Source organism: Bifidobacterium crudilactis (assembly GCF_000738005.1).
GTDB lineage: Bacteria > Actinomycetota > Actinomycetes > Actinomycetales > Bifidobacteriaceae > Bombiscardovia > Bombiscardovia crudilactis.
The window spans coordinates 130649-147134 of sequence record NZ_JHAL01000002.1 but is presented as its reverse complement, the minus strand read 5'-3'; the positions used below and the strand labels follow the sequence as shown (position 1 = coordinate 147134).

The window sequence follows — 16486 nt, the reverse complement described above, 5'->3', positions numbered from 1 at the left end:
ATCTCTATTTTGTACATATGACTGTAAATTATACATTGTATTCAAACTTTGTGCTCAAACCGGAATTTTCCGTTTGGCCGCTGTCATGTCATGAGCACCATCTGCGCTCACCACCACGGGAGCCATAAGGCGTGCCGGGCACGCATGAAGCGCATGGCTTGACGTCGTCTTCGGGCAATCCACGCGCATATCAGGGATGCCACGAGCGCGATAACCGCACACACCGGAATCCAGAGAATGTCTCTTCTTGCGTCAGGCAGGGGCGACACCGGCTGCGGGATATTCCCGCGCAATCCTGAGACCAGAAGACGGTGCGAGTTGATGCCGTAGGGTGTGCATGTCATCAGTGTGAGACGCTCCTCCCCCTCCGTCAGCCCCAGCTTCGATATATCCGTGGGCTCTATAACCTCGATGCGGTCGACTATGTATCCGAAGGTTTTGCCCATCGTGGTGACATACATTTCATCGCCGATATCCAACTCGCCCAGGCGAGTGAAGAACATCGCCGTCGGCAAGCCACGATGCGCGGTAATGAAGGTGTGGGACCCGGGTTCGTCAACGGGGAAGCTCGTGCCGTAGAGATGCCCGGCTCCTGAATTGAGCACGCTGGATGATGTGCCGTGATACACCGGCAGCTTCACTGAGATAATGGGAATCTCGACGGAGCCGATGACTCCGCCTCCCTGATTCAGGATGGATGAGTATTCCTCATCTTGCGCCGACGTGGAAGTTTCCGACGTGTCGGGACCACTCTGCACGCCAAGCATCTGCCCCAAGGCATCGGTCAGGTCTCCTTCATGCTCCTGCTGCGAGTAGGGGTCGTTGAGCTCACCGATGTTGTGCGGGCCGGTAGCGTACAGTTTGCGGTTGTATTCCCGGGCCTTCGCCAGAGCCTCCTCTGCCTGCGGATACGGCCATTGCGCCACGGTACGGTTGGACTGTTCGGCGAGCATGGCGAACTTGTAGGCGTTGTACGTCTGATACAGCATTGGGTAGAGCACAATCAGAAGACCTGCTGCGACCGCGACGAAGGCCACAATCCTGTAGACGGCGGCCTTCCTGCGCAACTTGTCTCGCAGCACACCCAGACGTTTCGCCTGGTCCGCAGATTCGGACAGCAAGATGTTGAAATCAATAGCAACGTCGTTCATATGGTCTGCGTTGCCGGGCGGCGAGAGGTCCGAGTCGCTCCGGGCTTCGGAGAGCGTGGATTCACCATTTTGCGCAGCATACGGGTCGCGCGGGTCTTGAGGATTCTCCGAGCGCTGCGAACCGTCGGCCCCAACTTGAAGCTCTTGAAGCTCTTGAGCCCCCTGAGTCCCATGAGTCCCTTGAGCCTCTCGGCTCATTCGGACCCCATGAGTCTCTTGAACCCCATGAGCCTCTTGCCCCTCTTGCCTCTCTTGCCCATCCTGCCATGCCTGTGGATTCACCGGCGCATCATCGTGCCCGTGAGCGCCACCCGATTCCTGCCTGCTCCCCCACATCGACATTTTCCCCCGATTCATCGCCCTATTCCCCCCCCTCCATCGGCTTGACCGCATAAGCCCTGTCAGTACAGCCGCCGACTACGGGCGCAGACCTTGTCTTCATCGGCTCTGCGCCCTGTCGACTGGTGCAACAGTCGGAATCCTCACGCCCCGATTTCCCCGACCCTTTCGGGCTGCTTGCCTGCTTCGCGCCTGCGCTTGAGCAATATGCCGAGTATCAGCAGGAATCCGGCCAGCAGTATGAATCCCAGAACGCCCGCACCCGTTTTGGCCAGCACATCCCAGGGGAATGGCGCTATCGCGTCGACATCCCTGGAGGTTTTACCGTTGAGCACGTCGATTTCATGCGCATAATAGGTGTGCTTGACGTGGTCCACGTCGTTCACCCACTCGGTCGTCGCCGGACGTAGATATGCAGGCAGCGAGCGCGGATGCATGTATGTCGCGTCCGCATAACGGTATTCCGTGGCGAGCACTTCGGTGGGACGTGCGTCGGAGTTGTACACAGGTTCGATGCGCACCGTGAAATCCACCATCTTCATATTCCCGGCATCGTAGCCTTCCGGCTGTTTGCTTTCCTGGACCTGATAATCCACATGGGCTTCAAGACCTTTGACCAGCACACGCCCAGAGGAATCAGCCTTGAGCACGCCAGTCGACCCGTTCTGGCAGGGAGCCTGGCTGGTGCGCATGTACACGCCGCCCATGAGGGTGAAGCATTCCAAAGTGCCATCTCGTTTCACCGAGAATTCCGCACCCGGCAGGGTGACGTTGCTGTTGGAGTCTATTTTTGTGATGGTCAACGGGAAGGTGAATACGGAAAGGTCACGGGCTTTGGCTGTGGCATAGGACCGTGACACGCCGAAATCCGTGTAATCCTCTCCGTACGGGTTGCTGCTGAAGGTCGCAGATGCCACAGCCCAATCCTCGCTTCCCGGTCCGCCGTCGACTTCATCGAAGGCTTCCAGCGGCGAAGCATCATCGTCGTTAATGGTGTGCAGCATGTGCTGCGCATACCTGATGACCACATTGCCGCCCCCATTGGCTCGCAGAACCCAGCTGGGAATCTGAATCAGCACCGTGGTTTCCCCTGCAGCATTGGGAGTTCCCTGCCGATAGGCGAAACACGGGTCGCCGGTGTTTGCAGTCCCGAGCACGCACGATGCCGAGTAGTGAAGCACGGTCGAAGCAACCTGAACCTCCATATCGGCCAGACCGGGCACGGTTCCGGCAGCATCGGGATTGGAGAAGGCGGAGGAGAAGTCGATGGCCACATCAAAACGTACGGGATTGAGCACCGGGGCGTCATCCGCCAGATGTACCGTTGCCGACCCTTGTCTGAACACGGTTGAGGTGATTGTCGGAGCTGAAAGCGATTTGGGTTGCATCACCTTGCTGGGGAGCACTCCCCCCGAGTAACTGCCGTTACCGCCCTGCGCGGCGAATCCGTCGAAATTCGGCAGTGTGGCGGTGACGATGTACGGAACGGTGTCGCCGATGCCAAAAGTCGGGTGTGCCCTTTTGTAGGCGTCGTCGATTTCGATGGAGATGGCGACCTCGTCGCCTTTGGCGTTGAGCACGCCGAGTTCATGGTGGACCTTGGTGCCGGTGACGTCATACATGTCGTAGAGTTCGCGTTCACCATTGACTTCGATGGGAATCTTCGTGCCCACAATCATCGCAGGCACGGAAGTGACGCTTCCATTGCCTTCCGGTGCCGGCTGTTCTTCGACCTGGTACATCAGGTAGAGGCCGGGTTCGATGGATTCAAATGTTGCTTGAGCAGGATTGCTCGCATCTCCGCTCAGTGTCGCGCGGGTTTCCGAGACATTGGGCATACCGAAGCACTGCGGGTCGGTACCGGCCACGCATCCTGCATCCTCCACGACGTTGGCATACAGCCAGTCGGCGAGAGAACGCATGGGCCCGGCCGCCTGAGTATTGGTGTTGAGCCAGGGGTCGACGGTGTCCGAGTCGACTCCGCGTTGCCAGAACGTGGTTGCCCAGACCAGAGGGTCAAGATTGTCGATACTGCCGGTATTTCCATCGAGGTTTGGCGCAGGGTCTGCACCGTTGCGTGCATCCTCAAGGCAGGTTATCTCCCTGCCGAGTGCTTGCTTGAAATTCAGGGTATTTGCTGACGTACCGTCACAGAAGGTGATGGCTGAACTGTTGTCCCCCGTTGCAGCTGTTACCAGTTCAGTGCCGACCGGCTTGTCGTTGCGTATCACGACATTCACGTAGTCGGCGATGCGATAGGCCCTGTAGAGTCTCCCGGACAACACGTTGCCGCTTACTACGATGCTTGCGTCTGCCGGAACCGGAGCCGCGTGCGCCGCCGGAAGCATTGCGGAGCTTGGTAGGGTGGCGCCTATCGCGCATAGCAGCGTGCTTGTCAGAACGAGCGATGCGAAGTTCTTCATGCCGAGCTTGAGATTCATGACAAACACCTGTCTGTGTTGAAATGGCGATATGCCTTGGTGTGCATGTTGCTGTCTGGTATTGCATTCCCATGTGGCGGTTCACGTGGCGTTGGAGCATCTTTGCCCCGAAACAAGACCAGACGATATGTGGGAAGCCCTCTCCCCGTCTCGAAGGATAGGAGAGAGGGCTTCATGTGGTTATCAGAGAAACCGAATGGGGATTCAGCTGCTCTGTCAGACCGCGGTGGCTGCCGTTTCGGCCTTGGCGCTCTGACGGTGTGCGCGGACACCGATGATGGTGACGGTCGCACCGACAATCAGGAAGATGGCGATGCCGATGCCGCCCGTGTAGGGCAGATTGGCGAGCGTCTCAGCTGGGTCGGCGACGAGCACGGTTTCGCCATCACCGGAAATCCAGGCAGCCTGAGTACCATGCCCGACGCTGTAGGCGATTGCAGTCACAACTTCACCATCAGCATCCCACGTCGGGGTGATGGTCACCTCGAAGGGGTCAATCGTGTAGTAATCCGTAGGAGCCTTGGTTTCTGTCAGCTCATAGGTTCCGGCCTGCACACCCTCGAACTTGAACTTGCCGGTGGTGTCATTCTGAGACCAGATGGTGGCAGTCAAGCCCTTGTTCGTGTCGGTGCCCTCAGTGATTTCATCAGCGGTGGCGAGACGGTAACGGTCAACACTGGCGATGTTGTCGGGGACAGAGTCAGCGGGGTTCGTGTCGACAGTCAAATCGACCTGTGCATCATCAGAAGCCAACGCGATGAACTGACGAGCAATCTTGGTGTTGGTTTCCTCGTCAAGATACTTGACGGTGAATCCTGCACCACCGAGCTTCTTCGTGTTGTCATCCTTATCGACCTTGGTGAGGTCCACACCGAAGACATAGGCGACAGGAACCACGTCCGGGTCGGTTGGTGACGTGGTGGCTGTGTCAGTGTTGGAGGGGTTATTCGAATAGGTAAGCTGCGCACTGTTGTCCGTGTTGACTTCACCAGGCTCGGAAGGCGCATAGCTGGAGACGGCATCCTCGTTGATGGTCGCGGAGTAGACGATGCGGATGAGTGTGCCTGCCGGGACTGAGTCTTTGTTCTTGATACCGTTGGAATTTACCTCTGCAAACAGCACATCGAGGTCTTCAATGGTCAGCACCTGACCATTCAACTTGATGCTGTTCGGACTCAGCGAAGTCGTCACATCATCAGAGCCGAGATACACCTTGATGTCGTTCACATCCGGAGGCGTAAGACCTGCGGAGAAGGTATCCGTGAAGTCGTACTTGTAATCGGACAAGCTATACGTCGCGCTGTTATACGCGGTCAAATCCGGCACCGGGATAGTGATTTCGTAATCCACCGCATCGCCGACGTTGAAGCCGTCTGCGTCACCGCCGTTGGTGATGTTCTTCTCGATAAGGGAATCGACGGCCTTTATTGTTGCCTGTCCGAGCACAGGCTTGCCATCAGTCCCTGCATCCACGAAGTCCACGTCGCGGTCCTGGGTTGAGTTATACACGGTCGTGCCCACGATAATAGGCAGCGAACGGGTTCCACCATTCAAATTGCTGGTCACATCGACAATCAGGTACAAACCTTCCGTCACATCAACAGAAGCGCTACTGGTCGCGGCGATTGTTGCCGCCGTAGACAGGTCTTTCACATCACCGGTATCAATAAGCTTTGCTACATTGGGCACAAGATTGGCAGCAAAATCCTGCAAGCTGCCTGCATACGGTGAGCGACCCGAAGTAGTGTCGTTGCTGGCACTACCGTATCCCAGCCAGTTCGCAGCGACCCAGCCAAGAGGATTCGTGGCATCGACGGCACTGCCGCCACCGGCATCAATAGCTGCTTGCTTGATATAACCCAAAGCCGGGTCCGAACCTGCATCGTAAGTTGTCGTAACCACTTCGACACTCTTCAGGTCACCGGTAGCGGTGAACACCGGGTCGGCGTACGTGCCAATTTTATACAGCTTAAAGTCGCGTGCAGTGGTGTTGGTCGGAACGTTCAGTGTGATTTTGGGAGTACTTGCGGCTTGTGCCGTCTGCACGCCGACGTTGGCGGCCGCCAGGCCACCGAGAGCAAAGGCGGCAACCACAAGCGAGGTTGTCACCTTCCGAGAGAGATGAAGTGTCTTCATCGTTTCTTCTCCTTCTAATGATTTATTTCCACATCTCCCCCGTATGGAAAACCCAGGGCGGGTGAAGAATTATTGGATTAACTGGTAATGGGGAACCGACTCTGTCGAGCGGTCAATCCACTTCCGGAAGTAGCGAAGGCATCACGGCATGACTTGAATTCAGTGAGATTCGGAGACTTCTCCATCATCAACCACCTGGTTTCATCGACATGTGGACAGTTCGCCACAACCGGCAACCCCCCCCCCGCTAGGAGATTGAGGTATACAACACTTTTACACAGTATTGTAAAACATGCACCACGTCAAATTTTATATTGACAGCATAGTGTGCTTTTGGTTGTGTTGAGCATTGAGATAGACATAGTCAGCTGACTGCAATTCCTCTATGACTTCCTCGCGGCGTATCACCGACCTGCACAGCCTGGTGTACGACACCGACATAGCAAACGCCACCATACACATGCTCACATATATGGCTTTCGGCATCATCATGCCAACGGCGCCCGCAATGATACCTACTACCCGTGGCATGACGTCTAGGAGTAATAATTGGACTATGAGTATCGCATTCACATGGCCAATTCGGACAGGCGAAGTTTTCCAACACATTCGTGACATCACTACCCTGATCGGAGGGGGAAACTCACAAAGCGGCATCACACGGCCACATGGTTGGCGTGACGTACTGGTCTTTTCCAACCCAAGCGCAGCCGAGAGAAATGGGTATGCAGACAGAGAAGGCCTACAAGAAAATGGTGACTACTGGTATGCTGCGCAAGGCAAACAGGGTGATCAACAAATTGATAAAAGATCCAATAAATCCCTGTTGGACACCAGAAATAATGGAGGTGCAATCCGACTATTCATTTACCAAGTAGACAGTGGATACCATTACGTCGGACCATTCGGACTGTCTGAAATTCCCTACATCCAAACGAACGAACACCCCAGGCTATACGCATTTTGTCTGACGCCGCAAGGCGCTGACACACGACTGCTTAGCAAACTAACTCATAGTGACAAGCAATTGAACACACTTCATAACACCGTCCGTTGCGAAGATTGGAAGCCAAAATCCACTCTTTTCGCGGAAATCCCTGAGCACTCTTATGAAAGCAAACGAGCACAGCAACTTGAGCACATACAAGAACAAGCCTTCGGCGAGTGGCTGAAACAACAAGGCAAAAGCGTGTTGGATCTTCATCTACGAGTCGAGGGCAGAGAAATCACCACCGACCTTTTTGATTCTACGGACGCAGAGATCATTGAGGCAAAATCCTCGAATTCGCGCGGGCACGTGCGAATGGCAATCGGTCAGGTGCTGGATTATGTCCATAATTTCAATAATCGAAAGACACAGGTTACGGATAGTCTGCCACCGATCGCTAAACCGGCAATACTGCTACCCAACGAACCTGAACCCGACTTGACTGCGCTGTGCGCATCGTTAAAGATCAAACTTTATATACCCGCTGGAATCAGCACAGAAGGCTTCCGAGAACTCACCAAATCCTGAAGGAATAGTTGCTTGAGTAGAGCGGAGTCCTATTCCGCAAGCCAAATCAACAGGTTCTGCGACAAACAGTTTGGCCGATGTGCGATCTATTATATAAAAGGTTGACTTAATCGCAATCTGCTAGTTCTACATGAACCCTGGGCCGATGTTCGTGCTCCAATCGAATACGGTACCTCCTCGTGCTGTTCTAATAAACATTTGTACAGTGCTGCCGTTTACATCATCCCACTGCTCTCCAGCGTGGTTCATTCACTGCTAAATCCTATATACTCACGACTTCTCACATTTTGCATTCGTAGGACATTGCGACACCTTGCAACGAAACACACCTCATGCAGTGAAGTTGTACGCAAGGAAGCACTCAATATCTGGCAACGAAAGGAACGCCCAGATCTACAAGTGCAACACCACTCGGTGTCAGCCCTGAAATATAAGTAATGACCAGTGCACTATACCGAATTGACAGCTCCAGGCGTGGTGTCCAGCGGGACCAATCACTTCCCCTTCTTTGTAAAAAATACTACACAATCCTCCGTTACCCTGTTACAGTACGCGACACCTCAGGACGCTTTGAACACCGCTGACAAATCTAAGCCCGCACATGCTCGCATTACAGTTATGTACGCGTTAATGCACGTCATAGGAGGCGTGTTCATGGAAACCATCAATTCGACGAATGCAAGGAAAACACTGTTCGGTCTGATTGACCAGGTCAACGAGGAATCACAGCCGTACACTATCGTCGGCAAACGAGGCAACGCCGTTCTCATCGGCGAAGACGACTGGCGCTCCATGCAGGAGACCCTGTACCTCTCCTCCATTCCAGACATGAACGCGTCCATCCTCAAGGCACTCGACGGAGAAGCTCGAGGATGGCAGCACGGAGATCGAGTGGTGAGCAACTGGGTCATCGCCATGAGCACGCTAAAAAGATAACTGCACTAAAAGGATAGCTTTTCGGTGAATAATCGAGCGAAAAGCTATCCTTTTAGTGCAGTTATCTGCTGTTGACCCGAAAAATCAGAGTTTGGCGATGATGGAGGCGGAGATGTCCGCGATTTCGCCTACGCCGTCGACCTCCACGAGGTTGCCACGGGTGCGATAGATGTCAAGGATTGGCGCGGTCTCGTGCTCGTAGACATCGAGACGCTTGGCGATGGCCTCCGGGGTATCGTCCTCACGGCCTTCGATTTCGGCACGCTTGGTCATGCGCTCCATCAGTACGCTGCGGTCTGCAGTCAGCGCGATGGCGTTGTCGAGCGGGGTTCCCAGCTCTTCGAGCATCGTGTCGAGAGCTTCGACCTGAGCGGCGTTTCGAGGATAACCGTCGAGAATCCACCCCTTGGCCGCATCCTCCATGGCCAGCCTGTCCTTGACGATCTTATTGGTCAGCTCATCGGGAACGAGCAAGCCCTTGTTCATGAAGGTCTTGGCTTCCTGCCCCAGCGGAGTGTTGTTCTTCAGGTTGTAGCGGAAGATATCTCCTGTCGAGATGGCGGGAATGTCATAATGCTTGGCCAGGAGCTCTGCCTGCGTGCCTTTGCCGACTCCCTGTGGTCCCATAATCAGTAATCTCATAATTGCTAATCCTTTGCTGTCTATTGATACGGTGAAGCATTACTCATCCACCACGAACTGTGCAGAAAAGCACGTCAGGTTGCGGAAATCTCGACCTTCAGATGCTGACTTGCACAGTTTCGAGCCACATACAGCGAAACTGTGCAAGGAGACACGTTAGGCACCACCATACGCGGTGTGTTGCGTGCTGTATTGCACAGTTTCGCGGAACTGAACAGTGAAGTGGATGCTCAGGCCTTGTGCTCTTTGTCCTCGAAGAGGAATCCTGCGTACTGGAACTGCTCGGTCTGCGCACGAGCCTGACGCAAGGTATCCAGACCGACGCCGGCGATAATCAGAATCGTCGTACCGCCGAATGGCAGCTTGCTGCTGATGCTCAGCACCATGATCAGCACGGTAGGAATCAGCGCCACGAAGAGCAGGTACACCGCACCGACCGTGTTCAGACGGTTCATCACATAGGTCAGATACTGGCTTGTCGCGCGACCCGCCCTGATGCCCGGAATGAAGCCACCATACTGCTTCATGTTGTCTGCGGTCTCGTCAGGGTTGAAGGTAATCGACGTGTAGAAGAAGCAGAAGAACACAATCATCAGCGAATACAGACCGATGTACCAGACGGAGGTCGTGCTGGCCAGGTTGTTGTTGATCCACGTCACCCAGCTCTGATCGGTTTTCCCGAACTGTGCGATCAAGGTCGGTATGGCCAGAATCGAAGAAGCGAAGATTGGCGGGATAACACCCGACATGTTGATTTTCAACGGCAGATAGGTTGAAGAACCGCCGTACATCTTGCGTCCGATCATACGACGTGTGTACTGCACGGGGATACGACGCTGAGAAAGCTCGACAAAGACCACGAACACCAGAATGACCAGAAGCACTGCCGTTACGATACCGAACTTCTTCCAATCACCGTTCGTACCGTTGGTGCCCCAACCGATCTCCCAGAGCTGCGGCAGGAAGCCGGAGCAGATGGACATGAAAATCAAGACGGACATGCCGTTGCCGATGCCCTTGTCGGTGACCAACTCAGCCATCCACATAATCAGGCCGGTACCACCGGTCATAATCAGCACCATGACGAGAAGGTTCCAGGGAGAGCTGTCCGGAATCACCTGACCGCTGCACGCGTAATTGAAGAGCGCGCCGGAACGGGCGGTGACCAGAATCGTCGTGGACTGCAGCACGGCAAGTCCGATGGTCAGATAACGCGTGTACTGCGTCAGTTTGGCTTCGCCGGACTGCCCTTCCTTGTGCAGGGCCTCAAAGCGAGGAATCACCACTCTCAGCAACTGGACAACGATTGATGCCGTGATATATGGCATGATGCCCAAGGCAAAAATCGACAGCTGCAGCAACGCGCCACCCGAGAAGAGATTCACCAGCCCGATGAAGTCCTCGCTGCTCGCGGAGGTGATGCACTCCTGCACGACCTTGTAGTCCACTCCCGGAGTAGGAATGAACGAGCCTATGCGATAGATGATGATGATGCCAAAGGCAAACAGAATCTTGTTTCTGAGCTCTTTGGTCTTGAAGGCCTGGATTAAGGTCCGCACCTGGGTTTCCTCCCTGTAAGCATCCAAAGCAAGCATTGACTTGATTCCCGCTGCCCCTTGGCAACAATCACCGAATCAATACGTATGCCGACACACTAGTATACGAGTCTAGCCGCTCTTCGCGCAATTGCGGTACGCCATGTTGTCCAGGACGCTCGTATCCGCTGTATTACAGTGTTCTCTCCACTGCTTCCTGCCTGGGAAGTGCGCTGGGACGTGCCACCGGAAGGCAATTCCGAGAGAACCCTGCCCGAAACAGAACAACATATGGAGCCGAGATTACATACACGTACGCATACGCATACACACGCACATGCGGGCAATCCCGTATATACGACAATGACCTCCCCCGATAACAGGGAAGGTCATTGTCTGCAGTATGGTACTCATCCCCTTGGGACCGAAAATCAGTCCTCGGAGATCGAGCCGCCTGCTGCCTCGATCTTAGCCTTGGCCGAAGCCGAAGCCTTCACACCCTTCAGTGTGAACGGTGCGGACACTTCGCCCTCACCGAGCACCTTGACGGCATATCCGCTACGAACCGCACCCTTGGCGACCAATGCCTCGACATCGACATCGCCACCCTTCGGGAACAGTACGGACAGTGCCGACAGGTTTACCACCTGGAATTGCTTCTTGAACGGGTTCTTGAAACCACGCAGCTTCGGCAGGCGCATGTACAGCGGAAGCTGTCCACCCTCAAAGCCTGGACGAACCTGGTAACGAGCCTTCGTGCCCTTGGTTCCACGACCTGAGGTCTTACCCTTCGAGCCTTCACCACGGCCGACGCGGGTACGATCCTTCTTGGCACCCGGAGCCGGACGAAGATCGTGCATCTGCAGGATTTCGACCTGTTGTTCTTCAGTGTTGGTAGCCATGGTCAGTCAACCTCCTCGACGGTGACCAGATGACGAACCTTGTTCACCATACCGCGGTAAACAGGAGTGTCCTCACGAGTCACGCTCTGGCCAATCTTACGCAGTCCGAGAGAATGAACATTCTCTTTCTGCTTGATGTTGGAATTCACCAATCCCTTGGTCAGTGTGATCTTGATCTGCTTCGCCATCACTCACCTTCCTTCTGGTCGGTGGCTGCCTTGGCCTTGGCTTCTTCACGAGCCTTGCGAGCCTCGGCGATGCCCTCTGCGCGAGCACGAAGCATCGCGTCGGGAGCAACCTCTTCGAGAGTCAGACCACGGCGAGCCGCGATCTCTTCCGGCTCTTCGAGCTGCTTCAACGCCGCAACCGTCGCACGAACCATGTTGATGGCCGTTGCCGACCCCATGGACTTGCTGAGGATGTCGCTGATGCCAGCGCACTCGAGTACTGCACGCACCGGACCTCCGGCGATAACGCCGGTTCCCGGAGCGGCAGGACGCAGCAGCACGGTACCGGCTGCTTCGTGACCGATCACCGGATGGGTGACGGTGCCACGAACGCGCGGGACAGTGAACATGTGCTTCTTGGCATCCAGCTGACCCTTGGCGATAGCCGCAGGAACCTCGCGGGACTTGCCATAGCCAACACCAACGGTTCCGTTGCCGTCGCCCACAACCACGAGAGCTGCGAAGCTGAAGGTACGACCACCCTTGTGGACCTTGGCCACACGGTTGATGGTGACTACGCGGTCGAGCAGCTCGTCGCGATTGTCATCGCGGTCATGACGACCACGGCGACCCTCGCCACGACGGCCCTCTCCGCGACCACCGCGACGGCCGCCCTTGCGGTCATCATTGCGGTTGTCGTTGCGGTTGTCAGAAGCGCTCTGGGTGTTCTGTGATTCTCCAGCCACCTGAGTTTCCTTAGTATTCTGATTCTCGCTCACAGTGCCAAACCTCCCTCACGTGCGCCCTCAGCTACCGCTGCAACGCGACCGTGATACTTGTTGCCACCGCGGTCAAACACGACGGCAGAGATGCCTGCATCCTGAGCCTTCTTGGCAACCAGCTCGCCAACCTTCTTGGCTGCTTCTGCCTTGGTCCCCTTGAAATCAGAGAACGATGCAGTCAATGTCGATTCGCTTACCAGAGTGACGCCCTTGCTGTCATCGACAATCTGCGCGATGACATTGCGGTTCGTACGAGTGACGACCAGACGTGGACGCTCGGCAGTGCCGATGACGTGCTTGCGCAGACGGGCGTGACGACGCAGACGAGCCACGTTCTTTCCCTTGCCCAAAATTCGGACTGTCATGCTTACTTACCAGCCTTTCCGGCCTTGCGCACGATGTGCTCGTCCGCGTACTTGATGCCCTTGCCCTTATAGGGTTCGGGAGCGCGAAGCTTGCGGATGTTCGCGGCGACCTGGCCCACGACCTGCTTGTCCGTTCCGCGGACGATAACCTCGTTCGCGTTCGGGAGCTCGAAGGAGATGCCCTCGGGAGGATTCACGGTGATCGTGTGGGAGTATCCAAGGAAGAACTCGAGGCCCTGTCCCTTGGCTACCACACGGTAACCGGTTCCGACGATCATCAGGTGCTTCGAGAAACCCTCATGCACACCCTGAACCATCGATGCGATAATCGAACGGCTCAGACCGTGACGTGCACGGGTAGGCCTGAGATCATCTTCAGGAGTAAGGATGATATGACCATCCTCAATCTTGCCGGTGATGCCCTCAGGGAGAACGTACGAATCTGTACCCTTAGGTCCCTTGGCCGAGAAGGTGCCGTTGTCGATTGCGACGTCCACACCTGCCGGAATGGCGACAGGGAGCTTACCAATATGCGATGCCATGTTCAGCTCTCCTTTCTCACCACACGTAGGCGACGATTTCGCCGCCGATGCCTCGGTCGAGGCACTCTTTTTGGGTCAACAATCCCGCACTGGTCGAGATAATAGCGATACCAAGGCCTCCAAGAGGCATTGGCAGCGAATCAGACTTCGCGTAGCGACGCAGACCAGGCTTCGAGACACGCTTGATGCCCTGAATGCTCTGCTCTCCGTGTGCTCCATACTTCAAGGTCAGTTCAAGAGTCTGACCGACCTTCGCCTCTTTTGAGGAGAAGTCAGTGATGAAGCCTTCGCGCTTGAGAATCTGTGCGATATTCGCTTTGAATTTGGAATACGGCATATCCACGGTCTCGTGTTTTGCCGCACTCGCATTACGCAGACGCGTCAGCATGTCTGCAATAGGATCTGTCATTGTCATGTGGGCTTGTGCCCTTCCTCGCGGTGGTTTCCGCCGCTCTCACACTGCACTCAGTGCTCGAACCGCGGACCTTCAGCGTCGATCTTTACCAACTGGACTTCGTAACGCCGGGCAGTTCGCCACGGTGGGCCTTCTCGCGAAGGCAAACGCGGCACAAGCCGAACTTGCGGTATACGGAATGAGGACGACCGCAGACCTCGCAGCGCGTGTAGCCACGTACCTTGAACTTCGGCTTTGCGGCCGCTTTGTTCTTCAGAGCGGTTTTCGCCATATCAGTTCTCCTTGAAAGGGAAGCCGAGGTGCTTCAACAGCACGCGAGCTTCCTGGTCATCCTTGGTGCTGGTCACCACGGTGATATCCATACCGCGCTGGTGATCAATCTCATCAGGGTCGATCTCATGGAACATCGACTGTTCCGTAAGACCGAAGTTGTAGTTGCCGTTGCCGTCGAACTGCTTGCCGTCGATGCCGCGGAAATCGCGGATACGGGGCAGAGCCAGGTTTAGCAGACGATCCAGGAACTCCCACATGCGGTCGCCACGAAGTGTGACGTACGCGCCAATGGCCTGACCTTCACGCAGATGGAACTGTGCGACCGACTTCTTGGCCTTGGTGACCTTCGGCTTCTGACCGGTGATCTTGGTGAGATCCGTGATTGCGCCCTCGATAAGCTTGGAGTCGCGAGCCGCGGCGCCAACACCCATGGAGACCACGACCTTCTCGATACGAGCGACCTGCATCGGGTTAGAGTAGGAGAATTCCTTCTCCAGCTCGGCTACGATCTGATCGTTGTATTGCTGCTTCAAACGTGGGAGAGCAGGTGCTTCAACTGTAGTGTCACTCATGCCAGCTCCTTGCCTGATTTCTTGGCTACGCGAACACGCACGGTCTTGACCTTGCCATCGCGAGCCTCTTCCTTCACGGTCACGCCCACGCGGGTAGGCGCTTTCGTCTCGGGATCGACAAGCATCACGTTCGAACGGTGAATCGGAGCCTCGACGGAGACGATTCCCGACTGCTGACCCTGCTGGGTAGCACGCACATGCTTCTTAACAATCTGCACACCCTCGACAATCAGACGGTCGTTGGAGAGCACGCTGGACACAGTGCCTTCCTTGCCGCGATCCTTGCCACGGATGACCTTGACCTGATCGCCTTTTCTGATCTTGGCTACCATCTCAGATCACCTCCGGTGCGAGAGACACGATCTTCATGAAGCGCTTGTCACGCAGTTCACGACCGACCGGTCCGAAAATACGAGTGCCCTTCGGCTCACGACCGGAGCCGAGAATGACGGCCGCATTCTCATCAAACTTGATGTAGGAACCATCGTTACGACGGTGTTCCTTTACTGTACGGACGACGACGGCCTTGACCACCTCGCCCTTCTTGACCGACCCGCCGGGGATTGCATCCTTGACGGAGGCGACGATCACATCGCCAATGCCGGCATAGCGTCGCTTCGATCCGCCGAGCACTCGGATGGCCAAGATCTCCTTGGCACCCGTGTTGTCGGCGACATGAAGCCGCGATTCCTGCTGAATCATTGATTCTCCTTAGCCGAGCTGGTTCTCCCCACACACTCGGATGGTGCGCCATCCTCCCCCAAAGGGATTACTACGCACCATCCGGGTGTATGCGGAGCCTTGCCGAACTTGTTTACTTAGCGCGCTCCACAATGGATTCGAGGCGCCAACGCTTGGTCTTGCTCAGGGGCCGAGTTTCCATGATACTCACGAGGTCGCCAACATGCGCCGCGTTTTGCTCGTCATGAACCTTGACCGTGCGATTTGAACGGACGACCTTGCCATACAGAGGGTGGGTCGAACGCTGCTCGAGTTCTACCGTGACCGTCTTGTCCGCTTTTTCGGACACCACGTATCCACGACGAACCTTGCGGAAGTTGCGCTCTTGCTTCTCAGCCATGCTTACTTCTCCTCAGCTTCGCTGGTTTTGGACTCTGCAGCTTCCGGCTCCGGGCTGATGCCCAGTTCGCGTTCGCGCAGAATGGTGTACATCCTGGCGATGTCACGCTTCACTGCCTTCAAACGTGCAGAGTTGTCGAGCTGACTGGTGGCCGACTGGAAACGGAGGTTGAACAGCTCCTCCTTGGACTTCTTCAGGAAGTCCTCAATCTCCACGTTGGTCTTCTCGCCAAGATTCTTGATTGTGTATTCTGCTGTTCCGACTGACATCAGATGTCACCGCCTTCACGTGCGATAATCCTGCACTTCATGGGGAGCTTGTCGATTGCACGACGCAGCGCCTCACGAGCGATATCATCGGTGACGCCACCGATCTCGAACATTACGCGGCCTGGATGGATATTCGCCACCCAGAACTCTGGAGCACCCTTACCGGAACCCATTCGGGCGCCGAGAGCGTGCTTGGTCAACGGACGATCAGGGAAGATCGTGATCCACACACGACCGCCACGCTTGATGTAGCGGGTCATGGCGATACGAGCCGCCTCGATCTGACGGTTGGTCACATACGCGGGAGCCAGAGCCTGGATGCCGTAATCGCCGAAAGCGATTTCGGTGCCACCCTTGGACATGCCTCTACGTGTAGGACGATGCTGCTTGCGGTATTTAGTCCTCTTTGGGATAAGCATCCG

20 protein-coding genes are annotated in these 16486 nt (G+C 55.7%); 2 read left to right on the top strand and 18 right to left on the bottom strand.

The window, feature by feature from the left end:
* Positions 1 to 107 precede the first annotated feature (107 nt).
* The 3 genes from DB51_RS02880 to DB51_RS02870 form a co-directional block, all read right to left on the bottom strand.
* Positions 108 to 1349, bottom strand: a complete 1242-nt coding sequence (locus DB51_RS02880) for a class C sortase (RefSeq protein ID WP_162174612.1) — start codon at positions 1347 to 1349, stop codon at positions 108 to 110.
* 284 nt (positions 1350 to 1633) lie between these two features.
* Positions 1634 to 3931, bottom strand: a complete 2298-nt coding sequence (locus DB51_RS02875) for a SpaA isopeptide-forming pilin-related protein (RefSeq protein WP_034251587.1) — start codon at positions 3929 to 3931, stop codon at positions 1634 to 1636.
* A gap of 216 nt (positions 3932 to 4147) precedes the next feature.
* Positions 4148 to 6067: an isopeptide-forming domain-containing fimbrial protein gene (locus tag DB51_RS02870; RefSeq protein ID WP_034251585.1), complete on the bottom strand. Its 1920-nt coding sequence runs from the start codon at positions 6065 to 6067 to the stop codon at positions 4148 to 4150.
* A 556-nt stretch (positions 6068 to 6623) separates the two neighbouring features.
* Between DB51_RS02870 and DB51_RS02865 the strand changes: the two genes are divergently transcribed.
* Positions 6624 to 7583 (top strand): SRA domain-containing endonuclease, encoded by a 960-nt coding sequence (locus DB51_RS02865; RefSeq protein ID WP_156958205.1) that lies wholly within the window; start codon positions 6624 to 6626, stop codon positions 7581 to 7583.
* 654 nt (positions 7584 to 8237) lie between these two features.
* The gene (locus DB51_RS02860) at positions 8238 to 8519 is read left to right on the top strand and encodes a type II toxin-antitoxin system Phd/YefM family antitoxin (RefSeq protein WP_084674685.1); all 282 of its coding nucleotides are present in this window, start codon (positions 8238 to 8240) and stop codon (positions 8517 to 8519) included.
* An 84-nt stretch (positions 8520 to 8603) separates the two neighbouring features.
* Here the strand turns inward: DB51_RS02860 and DB51_RS02855 are convergent, their stop codons facing one another.
* The 15 genes from DB51_RS02855 to rplP form a co-directional block, all read right to left on the bottom strand.
* On the bottom strand, positions 8604 to 9161 hold the full coding sequence (locus DB51_RS02855; protein ID WP_034251580.1) for an adenylate kinase: 558 nt from the start codon (positions 9159 to 9161) through the stop codon (positions 8604 to 8606).
* A gap of 230 nt (positions 9162 to 9391) precedes the next feature.
* Positions 9392 to 10720: a preprotein translocase subunit SecY gene (secY, locus tag DB51_RS02850; protein WP_034253496.1), complete on the bottom strand. Its 1329-nt coding sequence runs from the start codon at positions 10718 to 10720 to the stop codon at positions 9392 to 9394.
* A 407-nt stretch (positions 10721 to 11127) separates the two neighbouring features.
* Positions 11128 to 11598, bottom strand: a complete 471-nt coding sequence (gene rplO / locus DB51_RS02845; protein WP_034251578.1) for a 50S ribosomal protein L15 — start codon at positions 11596 to 11598, stop codon at positions 11128 to 11130.
* A 2-nt stretch (positions 11599 to 11600) separates the two neighbouring features.
* Positions 11601 to 11786, bottom strand: coding sequence for a 50S ribosomal protein L30 (rpmD, locus tag DB51_RS02840; RefSeq protein ID WP_034251576.1), 186 nt, complete (start codon positions 11784 to 11786; stop codon positions 11601 to 11603).
* Positions 11786 to 12544 (bottom strand): 30S ribosomal protein S5, encoded by a 759-nt coding sequence (rpsE, locus tag DB51_RS02835; RefSeq protein ID WP_034251573.1) that lies wholly within the window; start codon positions 12542 to 12544, stop codon positions 11786 to 11788. Before rpsE ends, rpmD begins: the two co-directional genes overlap by 1 nt.
* Positions 12541 to 12912, bottom strand: a complete 372-nt coding sequence (gene rplR, locus DB51_RS02830) for a 50S ribosomal protein L18 (RefSeq protein WP_034251570.1) — start codon at positions 12910 to 12912, stop codon at positions 12541 to 12543. The genes rpsE and rplR overlap by 4 nt, the downstream gene beginning before the upstream one ends.
* 2 nt (positions 12913 to 12914) lie before the next feature.
* Positions 12915 to 13454, bottom strand: a complete 540-nt coding sequence (gene rplF, locus DB51_RS02825; RefSeq protein WP_034251567.1) for a 50S ribosomal protein L6 — start codon at positions 13452 to 13454, stop codon at positions 12915 to 12917.
* Positions 13455 to 13470: 16 nt separating this feature from the next.
* Positions 13471 to 13869 carry a 30S ribosomal protein S8 gene (gene rpsH, locus DB51_RS02820; protein ID WP_034251564.1) on the bottom strand — a complete coding sequence of 133 codons (399 nt, stop codon included), beginning with the start codon at positions 13867 to 13869 and terminating at the stop codon, positions 13471 to 13473.
* A gap of 85 nt (positions 13870 to 13954) precedes the next feature.
* Positions 13955 to 14140: a type Z 30S ribosomal protein S14 gene (locus DB51_RS02815; protein ID WP_033494748.1), complete on the bottom strand. Its 186-nt coding sequence runs from the start codon at positions 14138 to 14140 to the stop codon at positions 13955 to 13957.
* A 1-nt stretch (position 14141) separates the two neighbouring features.
* Positions 14142 to 14714 (bottom strand): 50S ribosomal protein L5, encoded by a 573-nt coding sequence (gene rplE, locus DB51_RS02810; RefSeq protein WP_034251561.1) that lies wholly within the window; start codon positions 14712 to 14714, stop codon positions 14142 to 14144.
* Entirely contained in the window at positions 14711 to 15046 is a 336-nt protein-coding gene (rplX, locus tag DB51_RS02805; protein ID WP_034251558.1) for a 50S ribosomal protein L24, read from the bottom strand. The genes rplE and rplX overlap by 4 nt, the downstream gene beginning before the upstream one ends.
* A 1-nt stretch (position 15047) precedes the next feature.
* Positions 15048 to 15416 (bottom strand): 50S ribosomal protein L14, encoded by a 369-nt coding sequence (gene rplN / locus DB51_RS02800; RefSeq protein WP_034251555.1) that lies wholly within the window; start codon positions 15414 to 15416, stop codon positions 15048 to 15050.
* A 112-nt stretch (positions 15417 to 15528) separates the two neighbouring features.
* Positions 15529 to 15795: a 30S ribosomal protein S17 gene (gene rpsQ, locus DB51_RS02795; protein ID WP_033494742.1), complete on the bottom strand. Its 267-nt coding sequence runs from the start codon at positions 15793 to 15795 to the stop codon at positions 15529 to 15531.
* Between the two features lie 2 nt (positions 15796 to 15797).
* Positions 15798 to 16064 carry a 50S ribosomal protein L29 gene (rpmC, locus tag DB51_RS02790; RefSeq protein WP_034251552.1) on the bottom strand — a complete coding sequence of 89 codons (267 nt, stop codon included), beginning with the start codon at positions 16062 to 16064 and terminating at the stop codon, positions 15798 to 15800.
* Positions 16064 to 16483, bottom strand: a complete 420-nt coding sequence (gene rplP, locus DB51_RS02785) for a 50S ribosomal protein L16 (protein WP_034251549.1) — start codon at positions 16481 to 16483, stop codon at positions 16064 to 16066. The genes rpmC and rplP overlap by 1 nt, the downstream gene beginning before the upstream one ends.
* Positions 16484 to 16486 lie beyond the last annotated feature (3 nt).